This window comes from Bremerella cremea (genome assembly GCF_039541315.1).
Lineage (GTDB): Bacteria > Planctomycetota > Planctomycetia > Pirellulales > Pirellulaceae > Bremerella > Bremerella cremea.
Window position 1 is genome coordinate 353,280 of record NZ_BAABFZ010000002.1, and the last position, 25,395, is coordinate 378,674.

Consider the following 25,395-nt stretch of genomic DNA (forward strand, 5'->3'; position numbering starts at 1 on the left):
CCAGTTTGCCCAGTTGCCGCCGTCGCTGTCAGCAGCCCAGACTGACGATGCGCCACTGGTTACAAGGGTGAGTGCCGCGAATACGGCGAGGCCAAAGGAACTTCTCATGACGCTTCTCTCGCTGATTGAGGGGGAACAATGCGTGATGCCGGCACTACTGCAATTTAAAACCCGCGACAGGCCGCGTTGTTTCGGTTTCCGATGCCTTACTTTTTCATCCTATCGATTTAGCGGGAAATGAGTTCACCTTGTTTTCGGATTATCTTTGATCTATGATGGTTTTGGGTTCTCAAAAACGTCCATTTGGGGATGCAAATCCATGCTGATTCGACTAACTGCCCTCGCCATTCTGGCTGTTACGCTGATGCCATCTCTGGGATGGGCTGCCGACGATTTAGCGCGACGGCCGGTGATTGTTTGTTCGACGACCCAAATCGCCGACTTCGCGCGACAAGTGGTTGGCGATCGGATGGAAGTCCATTCGGTCTTGGCTGCTGGTCAGGATCCCCATCTTTACGAAAAGAAGCCTGGCGACGCCCAGTTGGTCTCGACAGCCGATCTGTGCCTGGAAAATGGCTGGCATCTGGAAGGCAACGACTGGATGCGGAAGCTGGCCGAGCAGACGGGCCGCCCATTAGTAACGTGTGTCGATGGATGCAATCCGCTGGAAGTCCCTGGCGTCGATCAGGCGATGGATGACCCACACGCATGGTTTTCCTGCACGAACGCCGCGACGTATGTCCGCAATATTCGCAACGCAGTCATCGAACTCGACCCGGAACACGCCAATGAATATCGTAGCCGGGCCGCATTGTATCTCGATCAACTACGGGCGCTGAACAACTGGATCGTTCGCGAGATCAGCAAGATCCCGGTTGAAGAACGTGTCCTGGTCACCAGTCACGATGCCTTCAACTATTTCTGCCAGGCCTACGGGCTGAAGCCAGCGACGCCTGTCGGTTGGTCGACCGGCAATGAAGTCGGAGCGGGCATCTCACCGCAGCGACGCCACGATACAATCGAGTCGATACGAGAGCATGGCGTGAAAGCGATCTTCGTCGAGACCTCCGTCAATCCAACCATGGTGCGGCAGATCGCCCGTGAAGCAGGCGTCCGAATCGGAGGCGAACTGTACTCCGACTCGATGGGTGCTCCAGGGACTGCCGGGGAAACGTACCTCGGTATGATGCGAGAAAATGTCATCACCATTGTGGAAGCTTTAAAGTAACCCGATCATTCCATGCGAATCGTCATCGCCATTTTGAGTGCCGCCATCGTGCTTTTATCGACGTGGCTCTATCAACAGACACTGGCCGAAAACCAGGCGCCCAGCGGAAAGCCTTTGCAGACGATCGTTAACCAACAATACCGCCTCCGCATTTCAGCAACCTTCGACGCCGGCGTCGATCCTTTCGCCGAAGAACTGGCAGAAGCCGCCTCGCTTAAAGTGACCTATCAGGGCAAGGAATTGCTGGTCGTCAACCAGCCGATTCCCGCTGGCGAAGTCACCGAAGCAGAGATCGATCTAGAACTCCCCACCGGCCGCAACGAGTTTCTGATTGAGATGAGCCCTTCCGATTCCGCGGCGATCGTTCCTCGCGCTGTCCATGTGCAGCTTTTTAAGGGCAACGGCCAGCAGCCTTTGCAGACAGAAACCCTCTGGGCGCCGCCGACCGATAGTTTGGTCGTCGGGACAGTTGGCTTTGAAGTAAAACCATCGGCATCGAACGAACAATAAGGCATGTTTTCCAGCGAACCAACACCGACGCCACTTGATCCTTCGGTCCCAGCGATTGAAGTCGAGCATTTGACCGTCAGCTACGGCTCGGTCCCGGCCTTGCTTGATGTGTCGTTTGCGATTCCGTCCGGTCAGCTTGTAGGCATCATTGGTCCCAACGGTTCTGGCAAGTCGACGTTGATGAAGGCGATCCTTGGCTTTCTGCGTCCAGACGTCGGAACGATTCGAATCTTCGGAACGCCGGTCGAACGAACACGCAAACTGGTCGCCTATGTCCCGCAGCGCGGCAGTGTCGACTGGGATTTCCCGGTGACCGTGGAAGATGTCGCCATGATGGGCCGCTACGGGAACATTCCGTGGTGGCAATGGGGACCGTCCAAAGAAGATCGCGAGGTCGTCGACGAGGCTCTTTCGATTGTTCGCATGGCCGATCTGCGGAAACGCCAAATCGGCGAACTTTCCGGTGGCCAACAGCAACGTGTCTTCATGGCTCGCGCGCTGGCACAAGGAGCCAAGGTCGTCTTGCTAGACGAGCCGTTCGCCGGGGTCGATGCTGCCACCGAGCGCGCCATCCTGAACGTCCTGGAAAATGCCAAGCAATCAGGCAGAACGCTGGTGGTGGTCCATCACGACCTGGCCACCGCTGCCGAATTCTTTGACGCGATTATCTTGCTGAAGCAGCGACTGTTCGCCTATGGCACGCCCCTTCAGATCCTGCAGCCAGAACTGTTGAGCGAAGTTTACGATGGCAACGTGCGTGCGTTTGAACATCTACGAAATGTCTTGCGAGAAAAGGCGAAGTAGTGGACACGCTGCATCAACTATTCATCGAGCCGTTCGTCGGCAATAGCTACCTGCTGCGGGCGATCGTGGCAGGATGCCTGGTTGCTGTTTCGTCTGGCGTGATTGGTTGCTTGATCATCTTGCGCCGGATGGCCTTTCTGGGAGATGCGATCTCGCACTCGATGTTGGCCGGCGTCACGGCAGGCTACCTGTTCATGAAGGTGGTTTACGGGCAAGAGGCGCACTTTGCCGCGATGATCCTGGGAGCTCTGTTGGCAGGCTTCACGACCGTGGTGCTGGTAAACTTTGTGTCGCGGGTCTCTCGAATCAAAGAGGACACCGCGATCGGCATCATGTACACCGGCATCTTCGCGTTTGGCGGTGCGCTGGCGAGCATGTTCTCGCACTACATCCATCTCGACCTGTTTCATTTCGTGATGGGGGATGTGCTGGCGGTCGACGCCGAGCGTTTGTGGATGATGGCCGGGGTCACGGCGATCGTTCTTTTCACGACTATTTTATGGTATCGCCAACTGCTGCTCACCGCTTTCGATCCGATCATGGCTGCCTCGATTGGTCTGCCGGTGCTGCTTATTCATATCTTGATGACAACCTGCACATCGCTGGTGGTTGTCAGCGCAGTGCAGATTGTTGGGGTGATTCTGGTAGTGGGCTTGCTGATTACTCCGGCCGCCACCGCGTATTTGCTCACCAACCGGTTGAGTCACATGATGGGACTGGCCGCGCTGTTTGGAATTTCGAGCGTGGTTTGCGGAGTCTATCTATCGGTGTGGCTGAATGTGGCCACGAGTCCTCCGATCGTACTTTTCAGTACGGTACAGTTTGTCGTGGTGCTGGTCTTTTCGCCGAAGTTCGGCTTGCTGCCGACCTGGATTCGACGCCGCGCGGCGATTCCGCATACCTTGGCCGAAGACATCCTCGGCTGCATGCGACGTGATCCAAACCCAACAACTTCCCTGGCAACGATCATTGCCAACGTGCCGACCGATGGTCAAAGCTTACGGAAGTCAATGGATCGCATGATTGCCCAGAAGTGGATCGAAGCGACCAACAACGAAGAATATCGACTATCCGAGGCAGGCGAAATCGAAGCTCGACGATTAATGCGGGCCCATCGGATTTGGGAAGCCTACCTCCAGCGACTGGGGATGCCGCACGACGAGATTCACGAGCGTGCCCACTTACTGGAGCATGTGCATGATGAAGCAGCAGTCGATTATCTGGACGACCGCTTGGGGCACCCAATTACCGACCCACATGGACAAGAGATTCCCGAGGACTTCGTGCATCTGGTCCCAGGCGAAGAGGTCCATGCCAGTCTACTTCGCATTGGCCACCTGGCGGAAGTTACCCACATTAAAGGCGACTTACCGTTCTCGATTTCGATCGGTGATCAGCTACGGGCTGGTCCCCGGACCGATAACGAACAGACCTGGACATTCCTCGTCAATGGCAACCAGGAGATCGGTCTCGACCACGACCAGGCCGACTCGATCACGGTTCGCTTGATCGAGACGCCACTACCTGGCGAATCGGCTTCATGATTTGCCGAATCCGAACAGGAACGTGTTGAGCGTTCCTGATTTCTTATTTGCTCTTACCCTTTGGTTCTGTATGAACTTGTTGGCCCGTTCGACCGCGATCAGATAGTCGCGAACCTCCGGCTGATGATAAGAAACAGCGAACTGCAGTGCGCGCAGTCCGTTGATCGATTCGATGCAAAAGTCGGCCCCGCCTGCGATCAGCACCTTTGCGACATCGACAAAGCCTTTACGCGCGGCCCAGTGCAGCGCGGTGGTGCCATCAGGATCTTGTAGATTCGGATTGGCTCCTTTCTCGAGAAGCCACTGAACGATCTTCGGGCTGTTCTCACGCGAAGCGTAAAACAGGGGTGTTTGTACGGTTTTGTTCGCGCGAATCTCCATCGATGCGCCGTTGTCGATCAATTCTCTTCCTGCGTACAGCTTTCCGTAGAACGAAGCGATATGGAGTGGCGTATGCCCCGATTCTTCTTCTTGCACATCGAGGTCCGCCCCCTGCTCTACCATGGCGGTGATCACTTCGCCATCATTACGACGTGCGGCGACAAAGATACCCAGTTTCAATCGTTCTTCCAGCGTTTGATCCGGGATGAAGAAGTGCTCGCGGCATTTGAGGCACATCACCTCGTGCCCGCGCGCCTTATCAGGGACAACGCCATTGGTTCGACATAGAGGGCAACGGTACTGCATCGCTCTCGGCCCTATGCGGAGGAAGAGGTTAGGTGCCTTGCCGTGCCCCACCTCGTCGTAGTCGTCATTTCAATTGATGAAGGTCTGGCCTGTCCGAATCCGCCTAATTCGAACGCGTCGGATCGCTGACTGCTGATTTTTGTGAAGTCGCAGGCACGAAGGTAGCCTTTCCATCACGGTTCTTCAGAACACTGCAAACTCTTCACGCCAGCTTCAAGAACGAAAAAGCCCCATCGACGAGGTTCGCCGACGGGGCTTATGCGAGAACGAATGCACAAAGCTGTGCCGATAGAAGGCAGTCGTTAGGTCTTAGGATTCCACCATGCATCCAGTTCCTTCTGGAGCTTTTCCGCGATCTCTGGATGATCGGCGATCACGTTCTTTTCTTCTTCCGGGTCGCTACCAACGTGGAACAAAGCTGGCTTCATCGGGCCATACTCCCCTTCTTCCTGCCCGGTCGGAACGATCAACTTCCACTCACCGTCGATCACCCAGCGGTAAAAAAGCCCCAGTTCCGGATGGTGATAGTTTGGAATATCGTGGGCATAGATCTCGCCGAAGATCGCTTTACGCGAAGTAACCTCCGCCCGATCCAGTAGGTTGACGCCTGGGAAATGGTAATCGGTTTCGATTCCGACCGCGTCCAGGATGGTTGGCACCACGTCAATGCTGCTCGCCAGATCGGTCTTATCAGTGCGCGGCTTCACGTGCCCTGGCCAACGAATCATGATCGGCGTTCGCGTCCCGCCATCGTAGACAGAACGCTTCCCACGTGGTCCGCCGACCGCGCCGCCACCTTCATCGGATCGCTGAATCCAGCCGTTATCGCACAGGTAGATCACAATCGTGTTGTCGGCGACCTTCTTCTTATCGAGATGGTCGAGCACAACACCACAGGTTTCGTCCCACCAATCGCACATCGCATAGTACTTGGCGACGTTGATCGAGCGACCTTCTGCCGTGTACTTCTTCAAAATGTGTTCTGGGGGATTGTGTGGCAAGTGCGGCATCATAGGTGCGTACCACAAAAAGAATGGCTTATCAGCCTCGACGCTCTTGTCGATGAAATCAATCACCGGCTGCATTGTCTTGCGACCGATCGTCAAGCCAACGTCGCCGTGACGGCCACCCTTTTTGACGTCGCCATGCGACATACCTTCCGTAAAGCCGCCGCTCGAGTTGTGACCTTCCCACCACTTGCCCGACTGAAAGCTGACGTAGCCATGCTTCCCCAGGATCTCGGCCAGACGAGGGTTCTTCATGAAACGCTCCACCAGCACCTGACGGCCTTCGTTGGTCCGCTTGTTCTCGCGCGGGTCGTTGCCGACAATCCCGTTCTGATGCGGATATTGGCCAGTGAACAGACTCGCCAGCGAGGGTCGGCAAAGTGAAGTCGGCACGTAGCCTCGTTCGTAGACCAACGATCCTTTCGCCAGTCGATCGATGTTCGGGGTCTGGATGGCTTCGTGACCGAGGAACGAGTAATCGTCCCAGCGCTGATCGTCGGACAGCAAGATCACGACGTTGGGTTGATCCGCGGCACGTAGCGGCGAGGCAATTGCCATCGCCGCCAACACAACGCTGAGGCTCAATACAAACAGCTTTCGCATGAATCGCTCCGAAAAGATGTAAGGTGGGAAGTTCTTGGTGAGAATTACTGCTTCGCGTCTTTCTCACGCAAAACGTTCTCCGGGAATTCGGCGCTCGTACTACCAGATTCGCGACGCAGATTCGCCCCGGTTCCACGTTTGGCACCAAACGGAACGACCATCGCACCACGTGCTTTCAACTCTTCGTTGATCGTGTTTCGCATGTTTCGCACTGTGCTTTGCAATCCTGGTTCGTTAATCAGGTTATGCATTTCGTGTGGGTCGTTCTCAAGATCGTATAGTTCGTCCGTGTCCCAAATGCCGTGATACTGAATGAACTTGTATCGATCGCCTCGTAACGCAAACATGGTCGGAGTATGTGGGAAGTTCCATTCCCAGTAATATTCATAGAGCAAGTGCTTGCGCCAGTCCTTCGGATCCATCTTGCCACTGGCAATCGGCAGAAAGCTTTGGCCGTCCATCTGCTCCGGCGTTTCCATGCCTGCCATGTCGAGAATGGTTGGGCCGATGTCAATATTCGCCACGACAGCGTCGACCGTACTGCCTTCTTTCAACATGCCAGGGGCTTCGATCACGAGAGGAACTCGCATCGACTCTTCATAAGCGTTTCGTTTGTCGATCAGCCCGTGCTCGCCGAACAGGAAGCCATTGTCCCCCATCAGCATCACCACGGTGTTGTCGTCCAAATCGTGATCCTTCAGGTATTGGCGAACTCGACCAACGCTATCGTCAACCGCATTCATGCAGCGGCAATAGTCGCGGTAGTATTCTTTGATGTTCAGCGAAGAGTGATACGGGAAGTCGACCCCGTGCCAACTGTTGCGTTGGTTCTTCACCCACATCGGCTTGCCTTCGTAATTTTCGTCGGTATCCGGCTGCGAGGCTGGCGGCTGAATATCGACGTCCGAGTACAGGTCTTTATGACGTTCCGCCGGAATGAACTGCGCGTGAACCGCTTTGTGCGACAAGTACAGGAAAAACGGCTCTTCTTGATTCAATGTATCCAGCCAGTCAATTGCATAGTCGGTTAACTCGTCGGTGATGTATCCCTTTTGCGGCACTGACTTGCCGTTGACGTTCAAGGTCCACTTCGGACCAGGCGGCAAGTAGTTGCCCTGGCCACGGAAGCTTACCCATTGATCGAACCCAGGTCGCGGCGCATCGGTACCGCCACCCATGTGCCACTTGCCGAAGAAGCCGGTTTTATAACCGAGCTTTTGCAGGTACTGCGGAAAGAAGATCGTATCGCTCAGGTCGGTATGGTTGTTGTCGACCACCCGATGATTGTGCATGTACTGGCCGGTCAAGATCGATGCGCGGCTGGGTGAGCATAACGAGGTGGTGACAAAAGCGTTGGTAAAGTTCGCTCCCTTCGAGGCCATCGCATCGATCTGCGGCGTCTTCAGGAAAGGGTGCCCCATGAATCCCATCGCGTCGAACCGCATGTCGTCGATCAGAATGAAGACAACGTTTGGCTTCTTGGCCGTTTCGGCAGATACCGCTGTCGTGGCAACCATGGAGACGAAAAGTGAAAGTAGGCAACACTTCATCCATGGAAGCCAAACAAAAGCGGACTGAGGGCGGGGAGAGACACAATGCATGGGGAGACCTTTGAGGCTGTGGCAGCAGCGAGGCTGGTCGTCGCGTTTATAAGAAGTTTCGGCAAGAAGCGGAAATCCGCTATTGGCGCATTTTGATCCATGGAGGATAGGCAGTCAATTCCCGTAGCAATGGCACAAGGGTGTCAGAACAGCGCATTGCGGCGATAATTGGCGATGGTCGCCCAGTCGAAAGTGCCCGTCCGGGCAACTTCGCGGTTGGCAATGGTCTCGGTTGGTTGTGGTTCGGTTTCGCCTCTCGTCTATCCATTGACGAGACGGTAGCCCCCTCCTATCCTTCACGAAGAGGCACGATGTGTGCCCATTTTGGCACTGCTTCTGGAATGTCCTCGATGAATCGTTGCACGCGATTTATCAAAACCGTGTTGATGCTGACGCTGCTGGTGAGTGCGAACTCGCCATTGGTTCAAGCTGCCGTGGATACCTCACTGGCTGCAACCTCTCCGAGCGTCATTCACGCACCAGGCGACCACCACCACGAGCGTGTCCTTCAACTCTTCGGCACGTTGCTGCCTGATTCCGGTATCCGCGGCGATATCGAGAACTCTGGACAGAATCTGATCGGGGATATTCGCTCGCGCATCAGTAGCTGTCTTCCGTCCGGTTTCGAGTTGGCCATTGCACCTGCGTACTGCGATTCGCATCCGGTGCAAATCGTCGCCTACGACGCGTCGCTGCTTTCTCATAAGACCCGCTGGCAGATTTAATGTTGGCCTCGTGAGCTTAGCCAACGTTCTCTTGCCTTCTGCTTGATTCTTTGTTGACGGCCGACTAGGCGCTGCCTGCGCCTTCGCGCCGATTTTGGGTTATCAATATGAGCACAACGACACCGAAACCATCGACGGATGCTTCCGGCACCCCAGCTTCTACGAAGCTTGACCATGTGAAGTCACTCGTCGCCTCTGGTGATTTTGCCAAGGCGCTGAGCCTCGTTCAGATTCCTGGCACAGACATACTTCTTAAGAATGCCAAGGGGGTTTGCCTGTTGCGATTGGGGAAGTTTGACGCGGCCGTTACTTTGTATCGCGAGATCGTCTTCAACGCAGGCTGCGTTTGGGTGCGGCCCGAGGTACCGATCTTTTTTAAGGTGAACTTCGCCACTGCCCTCGTTCTTTCCGGCAACATTGACGGAGGTTCCAATATCTTGGCCCAGTCGATGGACGAGAATAACGAAGCAGCGCGACGCCTGCGGTCATGTCTGCAAAGCTGGCGACGAAGTTATCCACTTTGGAAAAAGATCTTCTGGGCGGTCGGCCTTGGTCCGGCGAATACCGCGCCATTGACGCTCGATTTCGAGCCAGGCGTCTTCGAAGATAGCGTCGTCCATTCTCTACCCTAGAGACGACCGATCGCAGAATCCCCTTTGTAATCGATTCCGCTCTAACGAAAGCTCGTGTTGTCGAATTCTCGTAAACGGGAAAGGCACGCGAGCCTTTCGTTGAATGCTGGCTCTGAAGTCATTCCCTTAGATGAACTCGATTTCATGTCCTGTTCATCCTGGCTTTAGTTGCGCGCGGATAATAAATAGGTCGCGGGCAATCCTTCGGACAAGTTTCGCCTGCAATCAAAGTTAAGTTCTCTTTGAAAGGTCAGGCACCACGAACTTCTTCTCGACGATTGCCCCCTCGATGGTATTGGCGGTCATGCTGATCGCTGCAGGCTTCAGTGGCAAGCTTGCGCGGTCGAATTCATTGCTGCCGCAAATTGTTGAAAGTCTCGAACAGCAAGGTTTCGGGCCATTCAGTGAAATTGATCGCGACGATGAGTTGTGGGACATCGAGGTTCAGCAAAACGGGGTCTCGTACGAAGTTTATGTTGACCCGCGCACAGGGAAGATTGTCTCCAAACACCAGGATGATTTCGACGAGCTTCCATCATGCGAATCCAAACCGTTGTCGACGATCCTGCAACTGGTTTTGCAAGCCGGGTATTCCAACATCCAGGAGGTAAGTTTCGACGCACCGGTCTGGGAAATTAAGGTTTACCAGGAAGATGGGAAGCACGAGGTTCGTATCGATCCGCATTCGGGCAAGGTAATCTCCGATCGTCGCGATAACTGAAGCAAGCTACTTCGATGCAGCAGACCTGGCCTAGAAACCGCTCGCACGGGCGGATTGTGGTTCTTTGGCACTTGAAGTAGCATCGATATACTCGCCAATTTCCCACCCGAATCAGAAGGTTGAACGTAGTGACTTTGGACCGTCGACTCTTTCTACAATCTTCCTCCGCTTTGCTCGCGACAGGTTTCTCTGGATTGCTGGGGGCCGATGGATTCGCTCTCGCTGCGCCATCATTTGCTGAGAAGCCGTCGTTTCATCCCAGGGCAATGATTGCTACCTGGCAACAAGATCCGACGACAACGATTACGTTGCAGTGGATCGGAGAGAAAGAACAAGACGGACTATCGCGTAATCTTTGGTATCGCAAAAGTCGTACGAAGACCTGGCACGAAGTTGCCCATACTGCGCGACGCTTTCCTCACACCGACCTCTGGCAATTTCGCGCGGAGCTGACAGGCCTCGACCCCGACTCGCTCTACCGCATTCGCGTAGGTCTCGATTCACCCCAGGAAAGTGTGCGTACGATGCCTGCCAAGGCGACCAACGAGATCACCTTCATCTCGGGTGGCGACAGTGGCACTGGCAGCGCGGCTCGTCGCACGAACGAAGTTGCCGCCAACCAGTCACCTCGCTTTGTAATCCTGGGTGGCGACCTCGCCTACGAGAATGGAAGCTCTGCCAAAACGTTCTTGAAGTTCATCGATCAATACTCTGCTGATCTGCGTGATGAACGTGGTCATTTGATTCCATTGGTAGCATGTATTGGGAATCACGAGACGGTTGGTTTCTACGACAAGACTCGCCAGGATGCTCCCTTCTTCTATGCGATGTTTGATGGTCTCTACCCCGACACGGGCTACGCCACGCTCGATTTTGGCGACTACCTCTCACTCGTTCTAACCGACTCGGGGCATACGTCGCCGATCGACGGTGATCAGACCGAGTGGTTAGAAAAGGTTTTGAAAGAACGCGAAGAGATGCCGAACGTCTTTGTCGTGAATCATGTCCCCATGTATCCATGTGTGCGGAACGCCGACGATCGTCTGCACGCTGCGATGCGGAAACATTGGAGCCCACTTCTTGAGCGTTACAACGTGGACGCGGCTCTAGAACATCACGACCACGCTTTTAAAAGGACGCATCGGATGAAAGATGGCCTGATCAACGATCGTGGTGTGTTGTATCTCGGAGACGGTTCGTGGGGCAAAATTCGTTCACCCGAGGGCCCCGACAAACGGCCATTTCTGGCGAAGTCGACCGAGTCTTATCACTTGTCGCTGCACCGCTTGGAAGGTAAGGATCGCTTTCATCTCGCCCTATCGGACCACGGCAAAGTGGTCGATGCGGTCCACACACAAAAGATGGCGCGGCCACGGCGTTCTTAAATAAGATCAGGCGTCGTCAGCTTGACGTCGAGCGATTACCTGGGCGACTTGATGCCAAACTAGTCCCGCGATCAGCACACCAATGCCTACCAGCCAAACTTCTCGCTGTACCCAGAACGACAGCGAGAGACACGCGACAAATCCCAGGACCGGGACAAATCGTGGATAGAGGCGTTCTTCCGGTTTCATTGCTAACGCGCAAGCATTCGTAATTGTGTAATACACCAAAACGGTGAACGCACTGAACGACCACGCCAGCTTCACGCTTCCCAATAAGACAATTGTGCCGATGATCAACCCGACGAGAATCGTTGCAGGCCCAGGCACACCGCTGCTCGCTTGAATCCGGGCAAAGATCGGCGGAAAGTCGTGACGCCTGCCCATTGCCAGGGCGACGCGCGAGAGACCGAGGAGCAGGTTGAGCAGCACGCCCAACATCGCCGTGATCGCACCGATAGTCATCAGCGTCGGAATCCCGGGGACCTCGAACTTACGTGCGATCGACTCCAACGGTGCGGCGCCCGATTGGGTGAACTCAGCAAACTGACCCGCCCCGACGGTTTGAACTCCAACGAGCGCGACCAGAAAATAGATCGTCATCGAAACCGCCAGTGTGACGATGACGGCAATGGGGATCGTCCGTCGCGGCTCCTTCACTTCTTCGCCAAGCGTGGCGATACGGCCATAGCCGGTATAGGCCACAAACATCATCCCTGTCGCCTGCGCGAAGCCGACCCAGCTGAACTCTTGCGGTACGATTCCTTGCGCGTCGAATACTGCATACGGCTTTGCCAGCAAACCAACAACCACGAACCCACATAGGGCGAACAAAGTTATTCCCACAATGATGGCGTTGATTTGCGAGGATCTTTTGATCCCCCCCAACACCACCGCAGTTAAAAGAACGACGGCGACCATCGCCACGGGGACGAGCAGCTTGTCTGATGCAACTCCAAGCCAAGGAAGCAAATACCCGGCGAAGCCCAAAGCCGCGGTCGCGGCGGACGCCGACTTCGCCCACAGAAACATCCAACCCGCCAGGAACCCCAAGCGAGGCGTCAGCCAGTGGTAACCATATTCATAAGTCCCTCCACTTACGGGATGGCTCGCGGCGAGTTGAGCGCTGCTCAAACCATTGCAGATGGCGACCAGTGCTGCCACCACGATCGCCCAGACAACACTATTTCCAGCAACCCCAGCACCGATACCAATACTGACGAAAACGCCAGTTCCCAAAATGGAGCCGAGCCCAGTGATCACGGCCCCCGGGATACCAAGTTCACGGCGTAGTTCAGTTGAAGGGCGCGTCATGCAGTGAGGTGCAACCAGCAAAGTTCAAGATGGAAATGGCGGGGAAAGACCCAGCGAATCAGAAAGGCCCGCAGGCGAGTCCTGGTATCTTACCCGGTACTCAGTCGGTGAGATCCCCAGGTGCTTTCGGAACTGTTTGGTAAAGTAGCTGTGGTCGTAGAACCCACATGATGTGGCAATTTGGGCGACGGATGCTCCGGAGGCGAGCAATTCGTGACAGGCCGCATGTAGACGAACGCGCAGAATATACTGCTGCGGCGTCATGTGATAGGTGGCCTTGAACCGGCGATCAAACTGGCTGATCGACAAATGAACCATCTGAGCCAGCTCGTCAACGCGGATCGCATGTTCGTAGTTCCGCAGCACGAAACTGACGACCTGTTCGAATTCGTTGAACAGTCGCGCGACCGATCGAGCCTTTTCCAGGTCGCGCATGACTCCGGCCAAACCAACCACGTTGCCAGCGGCGGAGAGCAACGGGATCTTGGTCGAGACAAACCACTTCAACTCGCCGGGTTCACCTGGAACGAGCCAAATTTGATTCGGCAGCGGTTGATTGGCTTCCATTACATGGCGATCTTCCGCCATGTACCGTTCGGCCAGATATCGCGGATGAATATCAAGATCGGTCTTACCGAGAAGTTGCTGCTCGGACTCTAGGCCGCGCATTCGCCACAGGTTCTCGTTGGCGGCGACAAAGCGACCTTCCGTGTCTTTAACGTAAAGATAGACGTCGGGAAGGTATTCAAATAAGCCTGCTAGGGCAAGTTCTGCACCGATGCGTTCGATCATAGTCAATCTTCCGGGGCGAGGGGTCATGCGCAGATAATACCATACATTGCGGAAAAATCCCTAGCCGTTTACGTATCGGGCACACTAGATTGAGAGCGCGTCGCCAGCGTACCCCATATGTATGGCGAATCCTGCCTTCCTTTATCCAATCTTCAACTCTCCTTCGGCGCCCAGCCTTCAAAGAGCACGCCATGTTTACTTTTCAGGGCCGTGGCAAATCGGTCACCTGCGACGGAGCCACGCGCCGTGACTTTCTGCAAGTCGGCAGTCTCGGGGCCCTCGGTCTGAGCTTGCCTCATCTGTTCGCAGCCAAAGCTCAGGGAGCGGTTCGCCCCAACCATGACGATCGCAACTGCATCATGATCTTCAACCTGGGTGCCCCCAGTCAGTTGGATCTATGGGATATGAAGCCTGATGCTCCCGCTGAAGTGCGCGGACCGTTCAAGCCAATTGCCACGAACAACCCCGACCTGCAAATCTCAGAGATCTTGCCGCACCACGCCAAGATCGCCGATAAGTTCTCACTGGTTCACTCCGTCCATCACACGGGTGCCGCAGTGCACGATGCCGGATGGCAAATGATGCAGACCGGCAGACTCTTTTCCGGCGGTGTGAACACGCCCCATATCGGCTCGGTCGTCAGCTTCGAGCGCGGTCGCAAGACCGATCTGCCAGCCTTCGCGGTGCTGCCTCAGTTGATGGGGCGCGGTGGTGGCAATATGCCCAACGGCCAGGCTGGTGGGTTTCTGGGCAAAGCGCATGATCCGTTCTCGTTGAATGCCGATCCATCGCAAGCCAACTTCAAAGTTCCTGACCTGCTGCCCCCCTTCGAAATCGATACGAGTCGCCTGGAACGCCGTCGGCGTATTCGCGATCTCGTCGATCAGGCCGCCTCAAACTTCGAGGCCAGCGAGTCGGCCGATCTGCTGGGAAGCAATTTCGAGGCAGCGTTCCGCTTGATGACGAGCCCGAAGGCTCGCGAAGCGTTCGACCTCTCGAAAGAGCCGACCAAGGTTCGCGAACGTTACGGCATGAACCGCTTTGGCCAGTGCTGCTTGCTTTCGCGACGGTTGATCGAGAATGGTGTCCGCTTCGTCACCATCAACACGTTTCTGACCGTGTTCGATGAAATCACCTGGGATATCCACGGATCGAAGCCGTTCACGTCGATCAGCGGCATGAAAGATATCGTCGCGCCTCTTTACGACCAAGGCTATTCCGCGCTGATCGAAGACCTGGACCAACGCGGCCTACTCGATTCGACCCTGGTTTGTAACCTCGCCGAATTTGGTCGAACGCCTCGCGTGAATCCGGCCGGAGGACGCGACCACTGGCCACAATGCTTTACCTGCGGATTCGCTGGTGGTGGTGTGCAAGGTGGACGTATTGTCGGTGCCAGCGATCCGATCGGTGCCGTCCCCGCGGATCGCCCTGTGCAGCCTGCCGACGTCGCCGCGACGATTTTCCATAGCCTTGGCTTCGACATGGAAAAGACCTTGCCAGGCCCCGGCGGGCGTCCGTTCCCAATCGTCGACTCCGGTCACATGCCGATCCACGAACTGTTTTAGTTTTAGCCAATTGCCAGCCCCATGCGCACTTGTTTGACCTTCCTGATACTCCTCCTTCCGCAGCTTGCCGTTGCCAATGGTGGATCGCTTCTTGCCGACGATCCACAATGGATCGTCTTGCCGCACCAGATCCACCTCGATGGTCCACGCGCTCAGCAGAGGATCATCCTTCAGCACTCGAATGGGGACGATCTTCGGGGCGAAGTCCAAACCGATGTTGCCTGGCGGATCGAAGGGGAAGAAGTCGCCTCACTTGAAGCGGGCGTTCTCCGTCCACTTAAGAACGGCAACGCAAAGATACTCGCGGAAGTCGACGGAAAAACAGTTTCCGCTGAGGTGACAGTAACGAACCAGGATGCAGCGTCGACCGTTCAATTTCGGCACGATGTGCTGCCCATCTTTGCGAAACGAGATTGCAACTCCGGTGGCTGTCACGGCGCGTTGGCGGGCAAAGGTGGCTTCCGTCTTTCGCTGCGTGGTTACGACCCCGAGTCCGATTACTTCAATATCGTCAAGCAAGATCAAGGACGCCGCGTTGAACTCTCGGCGCCTCAGGTAAGCTTACTGCTTACCAAACCGACCACCGTCGTTCCGCACAAAGGTGGTTTGAAACTTCCGGCCGAGAGCGAAGACTTTCAAATTCTGGCCGATTGGATTGCCCATGGAGCGACGCCCCCCACTACCAACGATGCGACCGTCGAACGCATCGAAGTGTTTCCAGCAGCTTCGATTCAGACCATCGGCCAGCGGCAGACATTTGCGGTTACCGCCGTCTACAGCGACGGAAGCTCTCGCGACGTGACTCCCTGGGTGAAGTGGTCGAGCACCAACGATGCTGTGGCTCAGGTCGACGAAGATGGTCACGCGACCATCATGGGGCCAGGTGAAGGTGCCATTGTGGCCTGGTTCGCCAGCAAGCTGGCCATTGCCCGGACGACTGTCCCGTACACGCACTCGGCAACCGAAGAAGAGATCGCCCAGGCTGATCAACGGAAGCCTCGCAACTTTATCGACGAGCAAATCGACAGTCAACTGAAACGACTCAACCTGGTCGCCTCGCCTACCTGTAGCGATGCGGAGTTCTTGCGTCGCGTTTATCTCGACACCATCGGACGACTGCCGACACCGGACGAGGCCCGAACCTTCCTGGCGAACACCAAGCCAGAAAAGCGGGACGAAGTGATCGAAACGCTGCTCGCCAGTCCCGAGTTTGTCGACTATTGGTCTTACAAATGGTCGGACGTGTTGATGCTCAACGGAACGTTGCTTCGCCCGCAAGCTCTGAAAACGTATTACCAATGGATCCATACCCATGTCGAAAAGAACACGCCATGGGATCAGATGGTCCGCGAGATCGTCACGGCAACCGGCGAGAGCACGGAGAACGGCGCGACGAACTTCTTCGCCTTAAGCCAGACCCCTGAGGAGATGACCGAAAACGCCTCGCAGGCATTCATGGGCTTGTCGATCGGCTGTGCCAAGTGCCATAACCACCCGCTCGAGAAATGGACGAACGACCAGTACTACGCCATGGCCAACATCTTTTCGCGCGTGAAAGCGAAAGGCTGGGGTGGCGAGGGTCGCAATGGCGATGGCTCACGAACGCTGTACGTGGCTACGTCCGGCGAATTGGTGCAGCCACGGACAGGGAAGCCGCAGGCGCCGACACCTCTGGATGGCACACCGATCGCGTTCGACAGTCCTGACGATCGCCGCGAGCCGTTCGCCAACTGGCTGACCTCGCCAGAGAATCCCTACTTCGCCAAAGCGATCACCAACCGCGTTTGGGCCAACTTCTTTGGCGTCGGCCTGGTTGAACAAGTCGACGATCTTCGCGTCTCCAATCCTCCCAGCAACAGTGCCTTGCTGGATGCCGCGACAAAGCATGTTGTCGACAACAAATTCGATTTAAAGTCGCTGATGCGTGCCATTTTGCAGTCCAACGCCTATCAGCGATCCAGCGTCGCCCTGGCTGGTAACGAAGCGGAGTCACGGTTTTACAGCCGGTACTATCCCCGTCGCATGATGGCCGAAGTGCTCCATGATGCCGTGGTTCAGGTAACCGGCGTACCGACGAAGTTCGATACTGTTGCCTTCCCCGGCAACGACAAGCAGAAGACCGACTTCTATCCCGACGGGACCAAGGCCATTCAGCTTTACGACTCGGCTGTCGAGAACTATTTCCTCAGCACGTTTGGCCGAAACCCTCGTAACATCGTCTGCGAATGCGAGCGATCGGCCGAACCAACCATGGTTCAGGTCCTCCACATTTCCAACGGCGACACGATCAACGACAAGCTTAAGAACCCAGCCAGCCGAGCGGAGTCGCTCTGGCGTTTGCGACGGCAAGGACTATCCGACGAGGCGCTGATCGACGAGATCTATCTGAGTTGCTTTTCGCGATTCCCTTCGCCCGAAAAGCGGCGTGCCCTGGTGGCGATGCTTCCGCCAGTCGATTCCCCTGACGAACGTGCGACGATCGAAGACCTCTTCTGGGGTCTGATGAGCAGCCGCGAATTCCTCTTCAATCACTAGTCGCCATGAACACCACCCACCTCATCGCCGCCAGCCTGATCGTTGCCCTGTTTCACGGGACGTGGTGCGCCGCGGCAGAGCCTCCGACCTACGAGCACGACATCCAACCACTGATGCGGAAATACTGCGTTGGTTGCCACAACGATGCCGAGCCAGAGGGAGACCTCTCGCTGCAGACGTACGCCTCACTGCAAGCCAGCACTTCGGATGGACCGTTGACCAAGGCCGCCGACCCCAAGGCTAGTCGCTTGTTGGCAGTTCTTCAAGGCACCGCTGAACCGAAGATGCCGCCGGAGGATGAACCTGCGCCGTCTGCCGAGGAAATCGCGTTGATTGCCAAGTGGATCGAAGCAGGGATACCACGCGGAGAAAAGTCCGCCACCATGGGGCTAGATGTCGCTCCGATTGCTTCGCACAACGATGTTCGTCCGATCCTGGCATTAGCATTTTCGCCCGATGGTAAACAACTTGCGGTGGGACGCTATGGCCAGGTCCAGCTGTTTGCGGTCGACGATCACGGTGAATTCGACTTGAACAGCCCCGTGTTAGAACTCTCGGACGTGCCAGGCAAGGTTACTGCGATACACTTTCGTGCCGACGGAAAGCGACTCGCGATCGCCTCGGGCATCACTGGACTAACTGGCATCGCTTCGATCTATTCAATAGAAGATGGAAGCAAGCTGCGATCGCTGGAAGGTCATCGTGACATGCTGTACGACGCTGAATACTCCCCCGATGGCAAGTGGCTGGCGACCTGCGGTTACGATCGGAATATCGTTTTATGGGATGCCGAGTCCGGTGCGAAGCTGCATGAGCTCACTGGCCATAACGGCGCTGTCTACGATGTCGGCTTCAGTCCGGACAGCAAGTTTCTTGTTTCGGGCAGCGCCGATGATACCTGCAAAGTGTGGCGGGTCGCCGACGCGGTTCGACTCGATACATTGCCGCAACCACTAAAAGAGGTCTATTGCTGCGCGTTTACTCCCGATGGCAAATCGATCGTCGCTGGCGGCGCGGACAATAACCTGCGCGTCTGGCAATTTGTCGCGACTGACGGCCCGAAGATCAATCCCATGATCCAGGCTCGCTTCGCCCACGAAGGCGCCCTGCAGCGGCTTCAATTCAGTGGCGACGGGCAGCATCTCTGGACGATCGGTAACGACCTGACGGTGAAATTGTGGCGAACCCGCGATTACACGGAACTCAAAGCCTGGAACGACCAACCTGAGTTCGCGATGGCGAACGCTGCTCTTTCTTCTCAGCGTTCTTTGTACCTCGGCCGAATGGATGGCCAGATCGATCGCTTGACCTGGTCTCCGGAAGATCTGGCTAGCAAATCGCAAGCGGTCCAGTCCATCAAGCCACTTCCCATTGCCGAGAGCACAACCCACGACGTGCAGGAAGCAGAGGGCAACGACCAACCCGACACTGCCCAGGCCGTCGCGTTTCCAGCGAAGATCACTGGTACGATCCACAACGAAGCTGCCGGCCCTGACATCGACTTCTACCGCTTCACCGCCAAGGGGGGACAAACGTGGGTCTTGGAAACCAACGCCGCACGAATGAAGAGCCCACTCGACTCCCACATTTCGATTTGCCATCTCGATGGCAGTCCGGTGGAACGGTTGAAGCTTCAAGCCGTGCGGGATTCGTACTTCACCTTCCGTGGCAAGGATGATTCGATCTCGGACGACTTCCGAATCTTCAATTGGGAAGAGATGAACCTCAATCAATATCTTTACTGCAGCGGCGAAGTCGTTCGACTGTGGCTGCATCCGCGCGGTCCTGATAGCGGTTTTCGGGTTTATCCTGGTGAAGGCAAGCGGTGGGGCTACTTCGATACGACGCCCCTTGCCCATGCACTAGGAGAGCCCTGCTACGTTGTCGAGCCAATTGCCCCGGGCGAGACCGTCGTTCCGAATGGCTTGCCGGTGTTCACGCTCTATTACGAGAACGATGACGAATCGCGACGCACGATGGGAGATGACTCGCGACTCTTCTTTACGGTGCCCGTCGATGGTGACTATTTGGTAAAGGTTCGCGATGTGCGCGGATTCGAGGGGGCCAACTTCCGCTACGAACTGTTGGCACGCGCAGCGAAGCCTGACTTCCAAGTCAATCTGCAGACCAAAAATTTAAACATCGCCAGTGGCGGTGCTCGGGAATTTATCGTGAAGTGCAACCGCGTCGATCAGTTCGACGGAGAGATCTCGGTGACCATCGACGGCCTGCCGAGCGGCTTTCAGGCGACCTCGCCCTTTACCATCGAACCAGGACAAATCGAGGCCATCGGGCTCGTGCAAGCGACCGGCGAAGCCAATACGTTGACGGAAGATCAACTCAAACAGATCAAAGTCACGGCCACCGCGACTATCGACGGTCAGCCGATCTCGCACGACGTGGGCGGGTTCAAGAAGATCGAGATTCGCGATAAGAGTAATCTGACCATCCGGATGGAAGCGACCGACGGAGGGGCCACGCCGCTATCTTCGGAGGCAGGCAAACCACTTGAATTCGCGATCCATCCTGGCGAAACGATCATGCTGAAGGTCATCGCCGAACGGGCCGATGCCAAAGGGCACGTGAACTTCGGCAACGTCGGAGCTGGCCGAAACCTTCCTTTCGCGGTGAATGTCGCGAACCTGGGACTCAACGGTCTGATGATCATGGAAGGCAGCACCGAGCGAGATATCTTCATCACCGCCCATGAAGCGGCCGAGCCGACCTCGCGGCTGTTTCACCTGCAAACCGGCACCGATGGCGGGCACGCGACAGGCCCAGTTCTGCTGCACGTCTTGCCGAAACCGTAGTCGATCGCCGGCAACACCTTTAAGTGAGGCTGGCATTCTGCCTACAATGTTCGGAACTTCTGGGAGTTTCCGAACATGTCGCGCGTCGTATCTTGCCTCTGCCTGCTTTGGTGCGGGAGTCTGCTGCTGCCCATCGCAGGCTGCGGCCCTGGCTCTTCGTCTGAGCGGTCCACAACCGTCGTCATTCTCGGAGCGGCTAGTACGAAAGATGCCCTGCAAGAGATGGCCGAAGCCGCTCAACAAGAGTTGGGCGAAGACACTCAAATCGAAATCAGCACCGGGCCATCGCACGCGTTGGCTCAGCAGATTCTTTCGGGAGCTCCGGCCGATATTTACATTTCGGCGAATCAGAAATGGGCCGATGAACTTGTTGCCGCAGGCCTGACCGAGAATTCGACTGCCTGGCTGGCGAACGCTTTGGTATTGATTGTTCCGGAAGGATCGTCGCAGAAGGTCACCACGCTGGAAGACCTTACCAACGACTCGGTTCAGCGTGTCGCAATCGCAGGCGAAAACGTACCTGCCGGGATCTACGCCCAACAAGCCCTTAGCTATCACAAGCTGTGGGAACCTCTCGTTGCGGCAGGAAAGATCGTTCGCGGTCACGATGTTCGGAGCACGTTGGCCTATGCCCAGCGAGGCGAAGTTGATGCGGCGGTGGTCTATTCAACCGATGCTCGTCTGACCGATCAAGTTCAAGTGGTAGCTCACTTCGATCCTGCCTCGCACGATCAAATCGTCTATCCGCTGGTGCGGATCCACACGCCAGAGCCAACCGAAGCAGCCGATCGTGTTTACACGTTTCTACAAAGCGATCAGGCCCAAGCGATCGCCAGGAAGTATGGTTTCGTCCCGCTTACTTCCGACCGTAAGGGAGAGTAGCGAGTGGACTCCGACCAATTATCGGCTGTGCTTCTCAGCCTGCGAGTCTCGCTCGTGGGTGTTGTACTAGGACTTCCACCAGGCCTGTTGTGCGGTTGGCTGCTGGCTCGAAAGAACTTCTGGGGAAAGACCGTTCTGGAAACGGCGATCAATCTGCCGCTGGTGCTGCCACCGGTAGTTACCGGTTACTTGCTTCTGGTGGCATTTGGCCGCAACGGTTGGCTGGGAGCACTACTACAGTCGGTCTTTGGCATCTCGATCATCTTCGACTGGAAAGGGGCGGCGGTCGCCGCGGCGGTTGTCGCGTTTCCTCTGATGGTGCGATCGATCCGGCTGGGGATCTCGTCTGTTGATCCAACGCTTGAAATGGCTGCTCAGACGCTTGGCGCTGGGTCGTGGGATGTCTTCTGGAACGTGACGATCCCGCTCGCTCGGTCTGGGATCATCGCTGGATGCATCCTGGCATTTGCCCGGGGCTTTGGCGAGTTTGGTGCAACCATCATGATCTCCGGGAACATCCCGGGAAAAACGCAGACGGTTCCTCTTTATGTCTACGATCAAATGGAAACGCCCGGCGGTGTCGAGAATGCGACGAGCGTGATCGTTGTTTCGATCTTGATCGCGGCCTTCGCCCTTCTGATCAGCGAAATGCTCGAGAAGCAATCGCGCGTCGTGTCGAAGCAAGAGTCGGACGGATAAAAAAAGACCCCGACCTGGCACAAGGGCCAAGCCGGGGTTCACGCAGTTTGGATTTCGACGGAGACTTACTTCGTCAGACCGGTGTGGATCTCGTTCAATTCCTTGGCAGGAATCTTGATCACCTTGCGGTCGTAAGTCATCAGGCCGTTGATTTCGCTTTCAACGTCGGTCGTTTGCGTGTAGACGGCACCTGCGATCCCCTTCTCCTTCAGCTTGCGAAGGATATCGATCGACTCCTGGTAACGAGCCTGATATTCCTTCACCGTTCGCGGCAGTCCACCGTAGCCCCAGTTGGCCTGGGTCTTCTTCCAGAGATGGGCTTCAACCGGCCAGCCGTGACCGCCGAACTCGCCGACGACCTTCACCTTGCTGTCGAGACGTTTTTGCTCGAACGGAAACGAAGGGTGTGGGTAGCTGTGCTGGTCAGCGACATGGCCGACGTCCCAGTAGTTACCACCACTGGCGATATTCACCAGGCGGCTTGGATCTCGCTTCAAGATCCACTCACCACTCGACACGGTACGGTGCTGCCCCCAGGCTTCATTGTAAGGAACCCAGACAACAATGCTCGGATGGTTTTCGAGCGAGTCGACCATCTCTTCGAACTCGGCCAGGTACTGATTGTGTGCGGAATCAGGCCACTGGGCGTCTTCTGGGTTTGGTCGCATCCGCGTCCATGGTGGGCTTTCGCCACCGCTCACCTGATCTTGCCAGACCAACATGCCGAGGCGATCGCAGTGGTAGTAATAGCGACGTGGTTCTACCTTGATATGCTTCCGGATCATGTTGAACCCGGCAGCCTGAAGATATTCGATGTCGTACAACATCGCTTCATCGGAAGGAGGCGTCAGCAAGCCATCTGGCCACCATCCCTGGTCGAGCGGTCCCCAATGGAAGATCGGCTTGCCATTGAGCGTAAAACGGAGGTGGCCATCTTCGTCCTTCATCGTGCCGACACTGCGAATCCCGGCGTAGGTACCAATCGAATCGATAACCTTGTCGCCTGCCTGATCAAGGACTTCGACTTGAATGTTGTACAAGTGAGGCGAATCTGGCGACCACAGCTTGGCGTTGGCGACTTCAACCGAGATCGGATCGCCGTTCGACTTCGCTTCGGCAACCTGCTTGTCGCCATCGAAGACGGTTGCTTTGACCGTGACCTTGGCGTCGGCCTGGCCTGACAGGATTGGATCGATGGTGATTTTGCCCGACTTAGGATCGGTTGCGATCGTCACGTCCGAGATGTACGTGGCTGGGACCTGTTCGGCCCAGACGGTCTGCCAGATGCCGGACACCGGCGTGTACCAGATGCCGCCTGGGTGCAGGGTTTGCTTGCCGCGCAGTTGCCATCCGCCGGTTTTATCTTCGACTCGGACCACCAGTTGATTGTCGCCTGACTTGGCAGCGTCGGTCACGTCAATCGTAAACGGAGTGCTTCCGCCGACGTGGCCGCCGACTTCAGTGCCGTTGAAAAACACTCGGCAGGCATAGTCCACTGCTTCAAAGTTCAACAGAGTGCGCTGGCCATCGGCTGGTTTCAGGTCGACCGATCGTTCATACCATAGCGCGCTTGTTGGTTGCAGATTGCGTTGAACGCCAGAAAGTTTCGACTCCAGACCAAATGGGACCAGGATCTTGCCTTCCCACTCTTGTGGAATGGTGTCAACCTTTTCCGAAGTGATCGCATAGTTCCACTTGCCGTTGAGGTTCTGCCAATTTTCGCGCGTCATCTGCGGACGAGGATATTCCTGCCACACGCTTTCAGGTGACAACTGCTCGCCCCAAGTCGTAATCAGGTCCGAGATGTAGGGCTTTTCTGGCAGACGGGCCGCTGGCAACTGCGGAACGTTCTTTCCGTCGACGATATGCACATCAATGTACTGTCCACCGGCGTCTTGATAGGTATGCACGGCGAGAACGTTTTTACCGGCCTGCAGTGCGGCGCGGCCTTCGGCCGTCATGGGGACGACCTTGTACTGGTCAGTCCACTTGTCGAACGTCGCGATCTGCTTGCCGTTTAAATAGACTTCGGTTTCGTCGTCGTGATGAATCAACAGCGAGGCGTTTTCAGGAATCGAGTCAAATTCGACTTCACGGCGAATCCAAATATTCTTGCCGTCCCACTCTGTCCCCACGCGAGCGTTGGGAGTCCCGGCGGTACCGAAGCCTCCGTAGCCTTCTTTCCAGCTGCTGTCATCGAAATCTGGCTTGAACCAATCGTCGGCTGGCTTGGCAAACGAGTAACGCCAAGGACCATTGATCGCATGCGGATCGGCTTCCTCCGCCGAAGCGAATGCCGTGAGTGTGGTGAATAACAAAAATGCAGCCAGCCATGGCGTGCTTCGCGCTAACAATCGTCGTGGGGTCATCAGGTATCTCCGTATTTTGGGGCAGGAGCAGGCGAATTAACCATTCTATTTTGACACACCTTGCAGGTTTCGCGTATGAGGTGCTGCGTAGACTTATTGAGATATTTTGCGAACATCGCTCGAGCCATTAGCCCAATCAAGGGAGAAAACCGAATCAAAATCCAGGAAACATTGCGAACCAAGAGGCGTTCGGCTCGTCTAGGTTGGTGTGCCCTTCAACTGCCATGTTGGCAACCTAAACCGGGGTATTAGAAAGGAACGATTCCCATGGCGCGTCGCTATTTCAATCTACTGTTAAGTTCCCTCGAACTTTCTGTGCGCGCTGAATCGGAAGCCCTTTCCTTTGCCAGCGAGGCCATGGCGACCTGACGCTCGAAGCCAACAGTAAGATCTGTAACGGCCCGGCGTCACAAACGACCGGGCCTTTTTCGTGCCCGGAACGAAACAATCTGGACTGATAGCTTAGACGGTAAAGCGGCGGTTTGAAGAACCGTAGACGAGGATTCGAGCGCCTCTCGGTCCACTTGCTGCGCATCACCCACGACGCGTAGCCATTCACCAGCAAACTGGCCCGTTCGACTTCGGGTGAGGTCATCGGTCTTTCAAGCCGAGCAGGTTGGGTTCGACTCCCACACGGGTCACTTCATTTCGGAAGCCATCCGGCTGGATGAGGAAAGTGTCTTGAAAACAGGGGACGGCTAAACGTCGTTTGGGGGTTCGAGTCCCTCGGCTTCCGCTCAAAACATGGCTCGGTAGGCAACTGGCAGACCACCTTGACTCAGAATCAGGGATGCTGTGGGTTCGAATCCCACTCGAGCTACTTTCTTTGCCGTGTTGGCTCAGTGGCAATTGGTTGACCGCTCGAATTTAAACTTCGGGGTCGTTGCGGGTTCGAGTCCCGCCTGGCCTACCTTTCTATTTTGCGTAGATTCGCTAAGTTTCGCTTCGCCCGGTAATTTGCGGGCGTTTTGCGTTCTGGGAT

General features: G+C 56.0%; 19 protein-coding genes and 4 tRNA genes. 17 read left to right on the forward strand and 6 right to left on the reverse strand.

The features are described 5' to 3' along the window. Nucleotides 1-319 precede the first annotated feature (319 nt). From ABD890_RS02090 to ABD890_RS02105, 4 genes are read left to right on the forward strand one after another with little or no spacing between them, the layout of a single operon-like run. The gene (locus tag ABD890_RS02090) at nt 320-1,228 is read left to right on the forward strand and encodes a metal ABC transporter solute-binding protein, Zn/Mn family (RefSeq protein ID WP_345085239.1); all 909 of its coding nucleotides are present in this window, start codon (nt 320-322) and stop codon (nt 1,226-1,228) included. 12 nt (nt 1,229-1,240) lie between these two features. Then, on the forward strand, nt 1,241-1,738 hold the full coding sequence (locus ABD890_RS02095) for a hypothetical protein (RefSeq protein ID WP_345085242.1): 498 nt from the start codon (nt 1,241-1,243) through the stop codon (nt 1,736-1,738). A gap of 3 nt (nt 1,739-1,741) precedes the next feature. Beyond that, nucleotides 1,742-2,542: a metal ABC transporter ATP-binding protein gene (locus ABD890_RS02100; RefSeq protein WP_345085245.1), complete on the forward strand. Its 801-nt coding sequence runs from the start codon at nt 1,742-1,744 to the stop codon at nt 2,540-2,542. After that, on the forward strand, nt 2,542-4,086 hold the full coding sequence (locus ABD890_RS02105) for a metal ABC transporter permease (RefSeq protein ID WP_345085248.1): 1,545 nt from the start codon (nt 2,542-2,544) through the stop codon (nt 4,084-4,086). Before ABD890_RS02100 ends, ABD890_RS02105 begins: the two co-directional genes overlap by 1 nt. Here the strand turns inward: ABD890_RS02105 and ABD890_RS02110 are convergent. From ABD890_RS02110 to ABD890_RS02120, 3 genes are all read right to left on the reverse strand, one after another. Continuing rightward, nucleotides 4,081-4,773, reverse strand: coding sequence for an ankyrin repeat domain-containing protein (locus ABD890_RS02110; protein WP_345085251.1), 693 nt, complete (start codon nt 4,771-4,773; stop codon nt 4,081-4,083). The genes ABD890_RS02105 and ABD890_RS02110 overlap by 6 nt on opposite strands. A 302-nt stretch (nt 4,774-5,075) precedes the next feature. Then, on the reverse strand, nt 5,076-6,383 hold the full coding sequence (locus ABD890_RS02115) for a sulfatase family protein (RefSeq protein WP_345085253.1): 1,308 nt from the start codon (nt 6,381-6,383) through the stop codon (nt 5,076-5,078). Between the two features lie 44 nt (nt 6,384-6,427). Continuing rightward, a complete protein-coding gene (locus tag ABD890_RS02120) occupies nt 6,428-7,900 on the reverse strand; it encodes a sulfatase family protein (protein WP_345085256.1) in 1,473 nt (490 codons plus the stop codon). A gap of 434 nt (nt 7,901-8,334) precedes the next feature. On the opposite strand from ABD890_RS02120, the gene ABD890_RS02125 reads away from it, so the two are divergent. From ABD890_RS02125 to ABD890_RS02140, 4 genes are all read left to right on the forward strand, one after another. Continuing rightward, complete coding sequence (locus ABD890_RS02125; RefSeq protein ID WP_345085259.1) at nt 8,335-8,709, forward strand: hypothetical protein; 375 nt, start codon at nt 8,335-8,337, stop codon at nt 8,707-8,709. A 176-nt stretch (nt 8,710-8,885) separates the two neighbouring features. Further along, nucleotides 8,886-9,341 carry a tetratricopeptide repeat protein gene (locus tag ABD890_RS02130; protein WP_345085262.1) on the forward strand — a complete coding sequence of 152 codons (456 nt, stop codon included), beginning with the start codon at nt 8,886-8,888 and terminating at the stop codon, nt 9,339-9,341. Nucleotides 9,342-9,645: 304 nt separating this feature from the next. Then, a complete protein-coding gene (locus ABD890_RS02135; RefSeq protein ID WP_345085265.1) occupies nt 9,646-10,062 on the forward strand; it encodes a PepSY domain-containing protein in 417 nt (138 codons plus the stop codon). 266 nt (nt 10,063-10,328) lie between these two features. Further along, a complete protein-coding gene (locus ABD890_RS02140; protein ID WP_345085268.1) occupies nt 10,329-11,447 on the forward strand; it encodes a purple acid phosphatase family protein in 1,119 nt (372 codons plus the stop codon). A 6-nt stretch (nt 11,448-11,453) separates the two neighbouring features. Here the strand turns inward: ABD890_RS02140 and ABD890_RS02145 are convergent, their stop codons facing one another. After that, nucleotides 11,454-12,758 (reverse strand): APC family permease, encoded by a 1,305-nt coding sequence (locus ABD890_RS02145; protein WP_345085271.1) that lies wholly within the window; start codon nt 12,756-12,758, stop codon nt 11,454-11,456. A 24-nt stretch (nt 12,759-12,782) separates the two neighbouring features. Then, nucleotides 12,783-13,550 (reverse strand): AraC family transcriptional regulator, encoded by a 768-nt coding sequence (locus tag ABD890_RS02150; RefSeq protein ID WP_345085274.1) that lies wholly within the window; start codon nt 13,548-13,550, stop codon nt 12,783-12,785. 191 nt (nt 13,551-13,741) lie between these two features. Here ABD890_RS02150 and ABD890_RS02155 point away from each other — a divergent pair, with 191 nt between their 5' ends. The 5 genes from ABD890_RS02155 (at nt 13,742) to modB (ending at nt 22,044) form a co-directional block, all read left to right on the forward strand. Next, nucleotides 13,742-15,118 carry a DUF1501 domain-containing protein gene (locus tag ABD890_RS02155; RefSeq protein WP_345085277.1) on the forward strand — a complete coding sequence of 459 codons (1,377 nt, stop codon included), beginning with the start codon at nt 13,742-13,744 and terminating at the stop codon, nt 15,116-15,118. Nucleotides 15,119-15,139: 21 nt separating this feature from the next. Then, nucleotides 15,140-17,653, forward strand: a complete 2,514-nt coding sequence (locus ABD890_RS02160) for a DUF1549 domain-containing protein (RefSeq protein WP_345085280.1) — start codon at nt 15,140-15,142, stop codon at nt 17,651-17,653. 5 nt (nt 17,654-17,658) lie between these two features. Then, complete coding sequence (locus tag ABD890_RS02165) at nt 17,659-20,463, forward strand: WD40 repeat domain-containing protein (RefSeq protein ID WP_345085283.1); 2,805 nt, start codon at nt 17,659-17,661, stop codon at nt 20,461-20,463. A gap of 75 nt (nt 20,464-20,538) precedes the next feature. Continuing rightward, the gene (gene modA, locus ABD890_RS02170) at nt 20,539-21,345 is read left to right on the forward strand and encodes a molybdate ABC transporter substrate-binding protein (RefSeq protein ID WP_345085286.1); all 807 of its coding nucleotides are present in this window, start codon (nt 20,539-20,541) and stop codon (nt 21,343-21,345) included. A 3-nt stretch (nt 21,346-21,348) separates the two neighbouring features. Continuing rightward, nucleotides 21,349-22,044: a molybdate ABC transporter permease subunit gene (modB, locus tag ABD890_RS02175; RefSeq protein ID WP_345085289.1), complete on the forward strand. Its 696-nt coding sequence runs from the start codon at nt 21,349-21,351 to the stop codon at nt 22,042-22,044. Between the two features lie 65 nt (nt 22,045-22,109). Here the strand turns inward: modB and ABD890_RS02180 are convergent, their stop codons facing one another. Then, the gene (locus ABD890_RS02180; protein ID WP_345085291.1) at nt 22,110-24,413 is read right to left on the reverse strand and encodes a glycoside hydrolase family 2 protein; all 2,304 of its coding nucleotides are present in this window, start codon (nt 24,411-24,413) and stop codon (nt 22,110-22,112) included. A gap of 451 nt (nt 24,414-24,864) precedes the next feature. Between ABD890_RS02180 and ABD890_RS02185 the strand changes: the two genes are divergently transcribed. The 4 genes from ABD890_RS02185 to ABD890_RS02200 all read left to right on the forward strand — a co-directional run bounded on the left by ABD890_RS02185 (nt 24,865) and on the right by ABD890_RS02200 (nt 25,233). Next, a tRNA-Phe gene (locus ABD890_RS02185) sits at nt 24,865-24,936 on the forward strand. 45 nt (nt 24,937-24,981) lie between these two features. Beyond that, nucleotides 24,982-25,054 (forward strand) — tRNA-Glu (locus tag ABD890_RS02190). 9 nt (nt 25,055-25,063) lie between these two features. Further along, nucleotides 25,064-25,149, forward strand: a tRNA-Ser gene (locus tag ABD890_RS02195). Between the two features lie 10 nt (nt 25,150-25,159). Beyond that, nucleotides 25,160-25,233, forward strand: a tRNA-Leu gene (locus ABD890_RS02200). Nucleotides 25,234-25,395: the final 162 nt, after the last annotated feature.

Excerpts from the sequence above, each read along its gene's own strand:
- ABD890_RS02090 (WP_345085239.1), top strand. The coding sequence starts at position 320 with ATGCTGATTCGACTAACTGCCCTCGCCATTCTGGCTGTTACGCTGATG.
- ABD890_RS02095 (WP_345085242.1), top strand. The coding sequence starts at position 1,241 with ATGCGAATCGTCATCGCCATTTTGAGTGCCGCCATCGTGCTTTTATCG.
- ABD890_RS02100 (WP_345085245.1), top strand. The coding sequence starts at position 1,742 with ATGTTTTCCAGCGAACCAACACCGACGCCACTTGATCCTTCGGTCCCA.
- ABD890_RS02110 (WP_345085251.1), bottom strand. The coding sequence starts at position 4,773 with ATGCAGTACCGTTGCCCTCTATGTCGAACCAATGGCGTTGTCCCTGAT.
- ABD890_RS02115 (WP_345085253.1), bottom strand. The coding sequence starts at position 6,383 with ATGCGAAAGCTGTTTGTATTGAGCCTCAGCGTTGTGTTGGCGGCGATG.
- ABD890_RS02120 (WP_345085256.1), bottom strand. The coding sequence starts at position 7,900 with ATGGTTGCCACGACAGCGGTATCTGCCGAAACGGCCAAGAAGCCAAAC.
- ABD890_RS02125 (WP_345085259.1), top strand. The coding sequence starts at position 8,335 with ATGAATCGTTGCACGCGATTTATCAAAACCGTGTTGATGCTGACGCTG.
- ABD890_RS02135 (WP_345085265.1), top strand. The coding sequence starts at position 9,646 with ATGCTGATCGCTGCAGGCTTCAGTGGCAAGCTTGCGCGGTCGAATTCA.
- ABD890_RS02140 (WP_345085268.1), top strand. The coding sequence starts at position 10,329 with ATGATTGCTACCTGGCAACAAGATCCGACGACAACGATTACGTTGCAG.
- ABD890_RS02145 (WP_345085271.1), bottom strand. The coding sequence starts at position 12,758 with ATGACGCGCCCTTCAACTGAACTACGCCGTGAACTTGGTATCCCGGGG.
- ABD890_RS02150 (WP_345085274.1), bottom strand. The coding sequence starts at position 13,550 with ATGATCGAACGCATCGGTGCAGAACTTGCCCTAGCAGGCTTATTTGAA.
- ABD890_RS02155 (WP_345085277.1), top strand. The coding sequence starts at position 13,742 with ATGTTTACTTTTCAGGGCCGTGGCAAATCGGTCACCTGCGACGGAGCC.
- ABD890_RS02160 (WP_345085280.1), top strand. The coding sequence starts at position 15,140 with ATGCGCACTTGTTTGACCTTCCTGATACTCCTCCTTCCGCAGCTTGCC.
- ABD890_RS02165 (WP_345085283.1), top strand. The coding sequence starts at position 17,659 with ATGAACACCACCCACCTCATCGCCGCCAGCCTGATCGTTGCCCTGTTT.
- modA (WP_345085286.1), top strand. The coding sequence starts at position 20,539 with ATGTCGCGCGTCGTATCTTGCCTCTGCCTGCTTTGGTGCGGGAGTCTG.
- ABD890_RS02180 (WP_345085291.1), bottom strand. The coding sequence starts at position 24,413 with ATGACCCCACGACGATTGTTAGCGCGAAGCACGCCATGGCTGGCTGCA.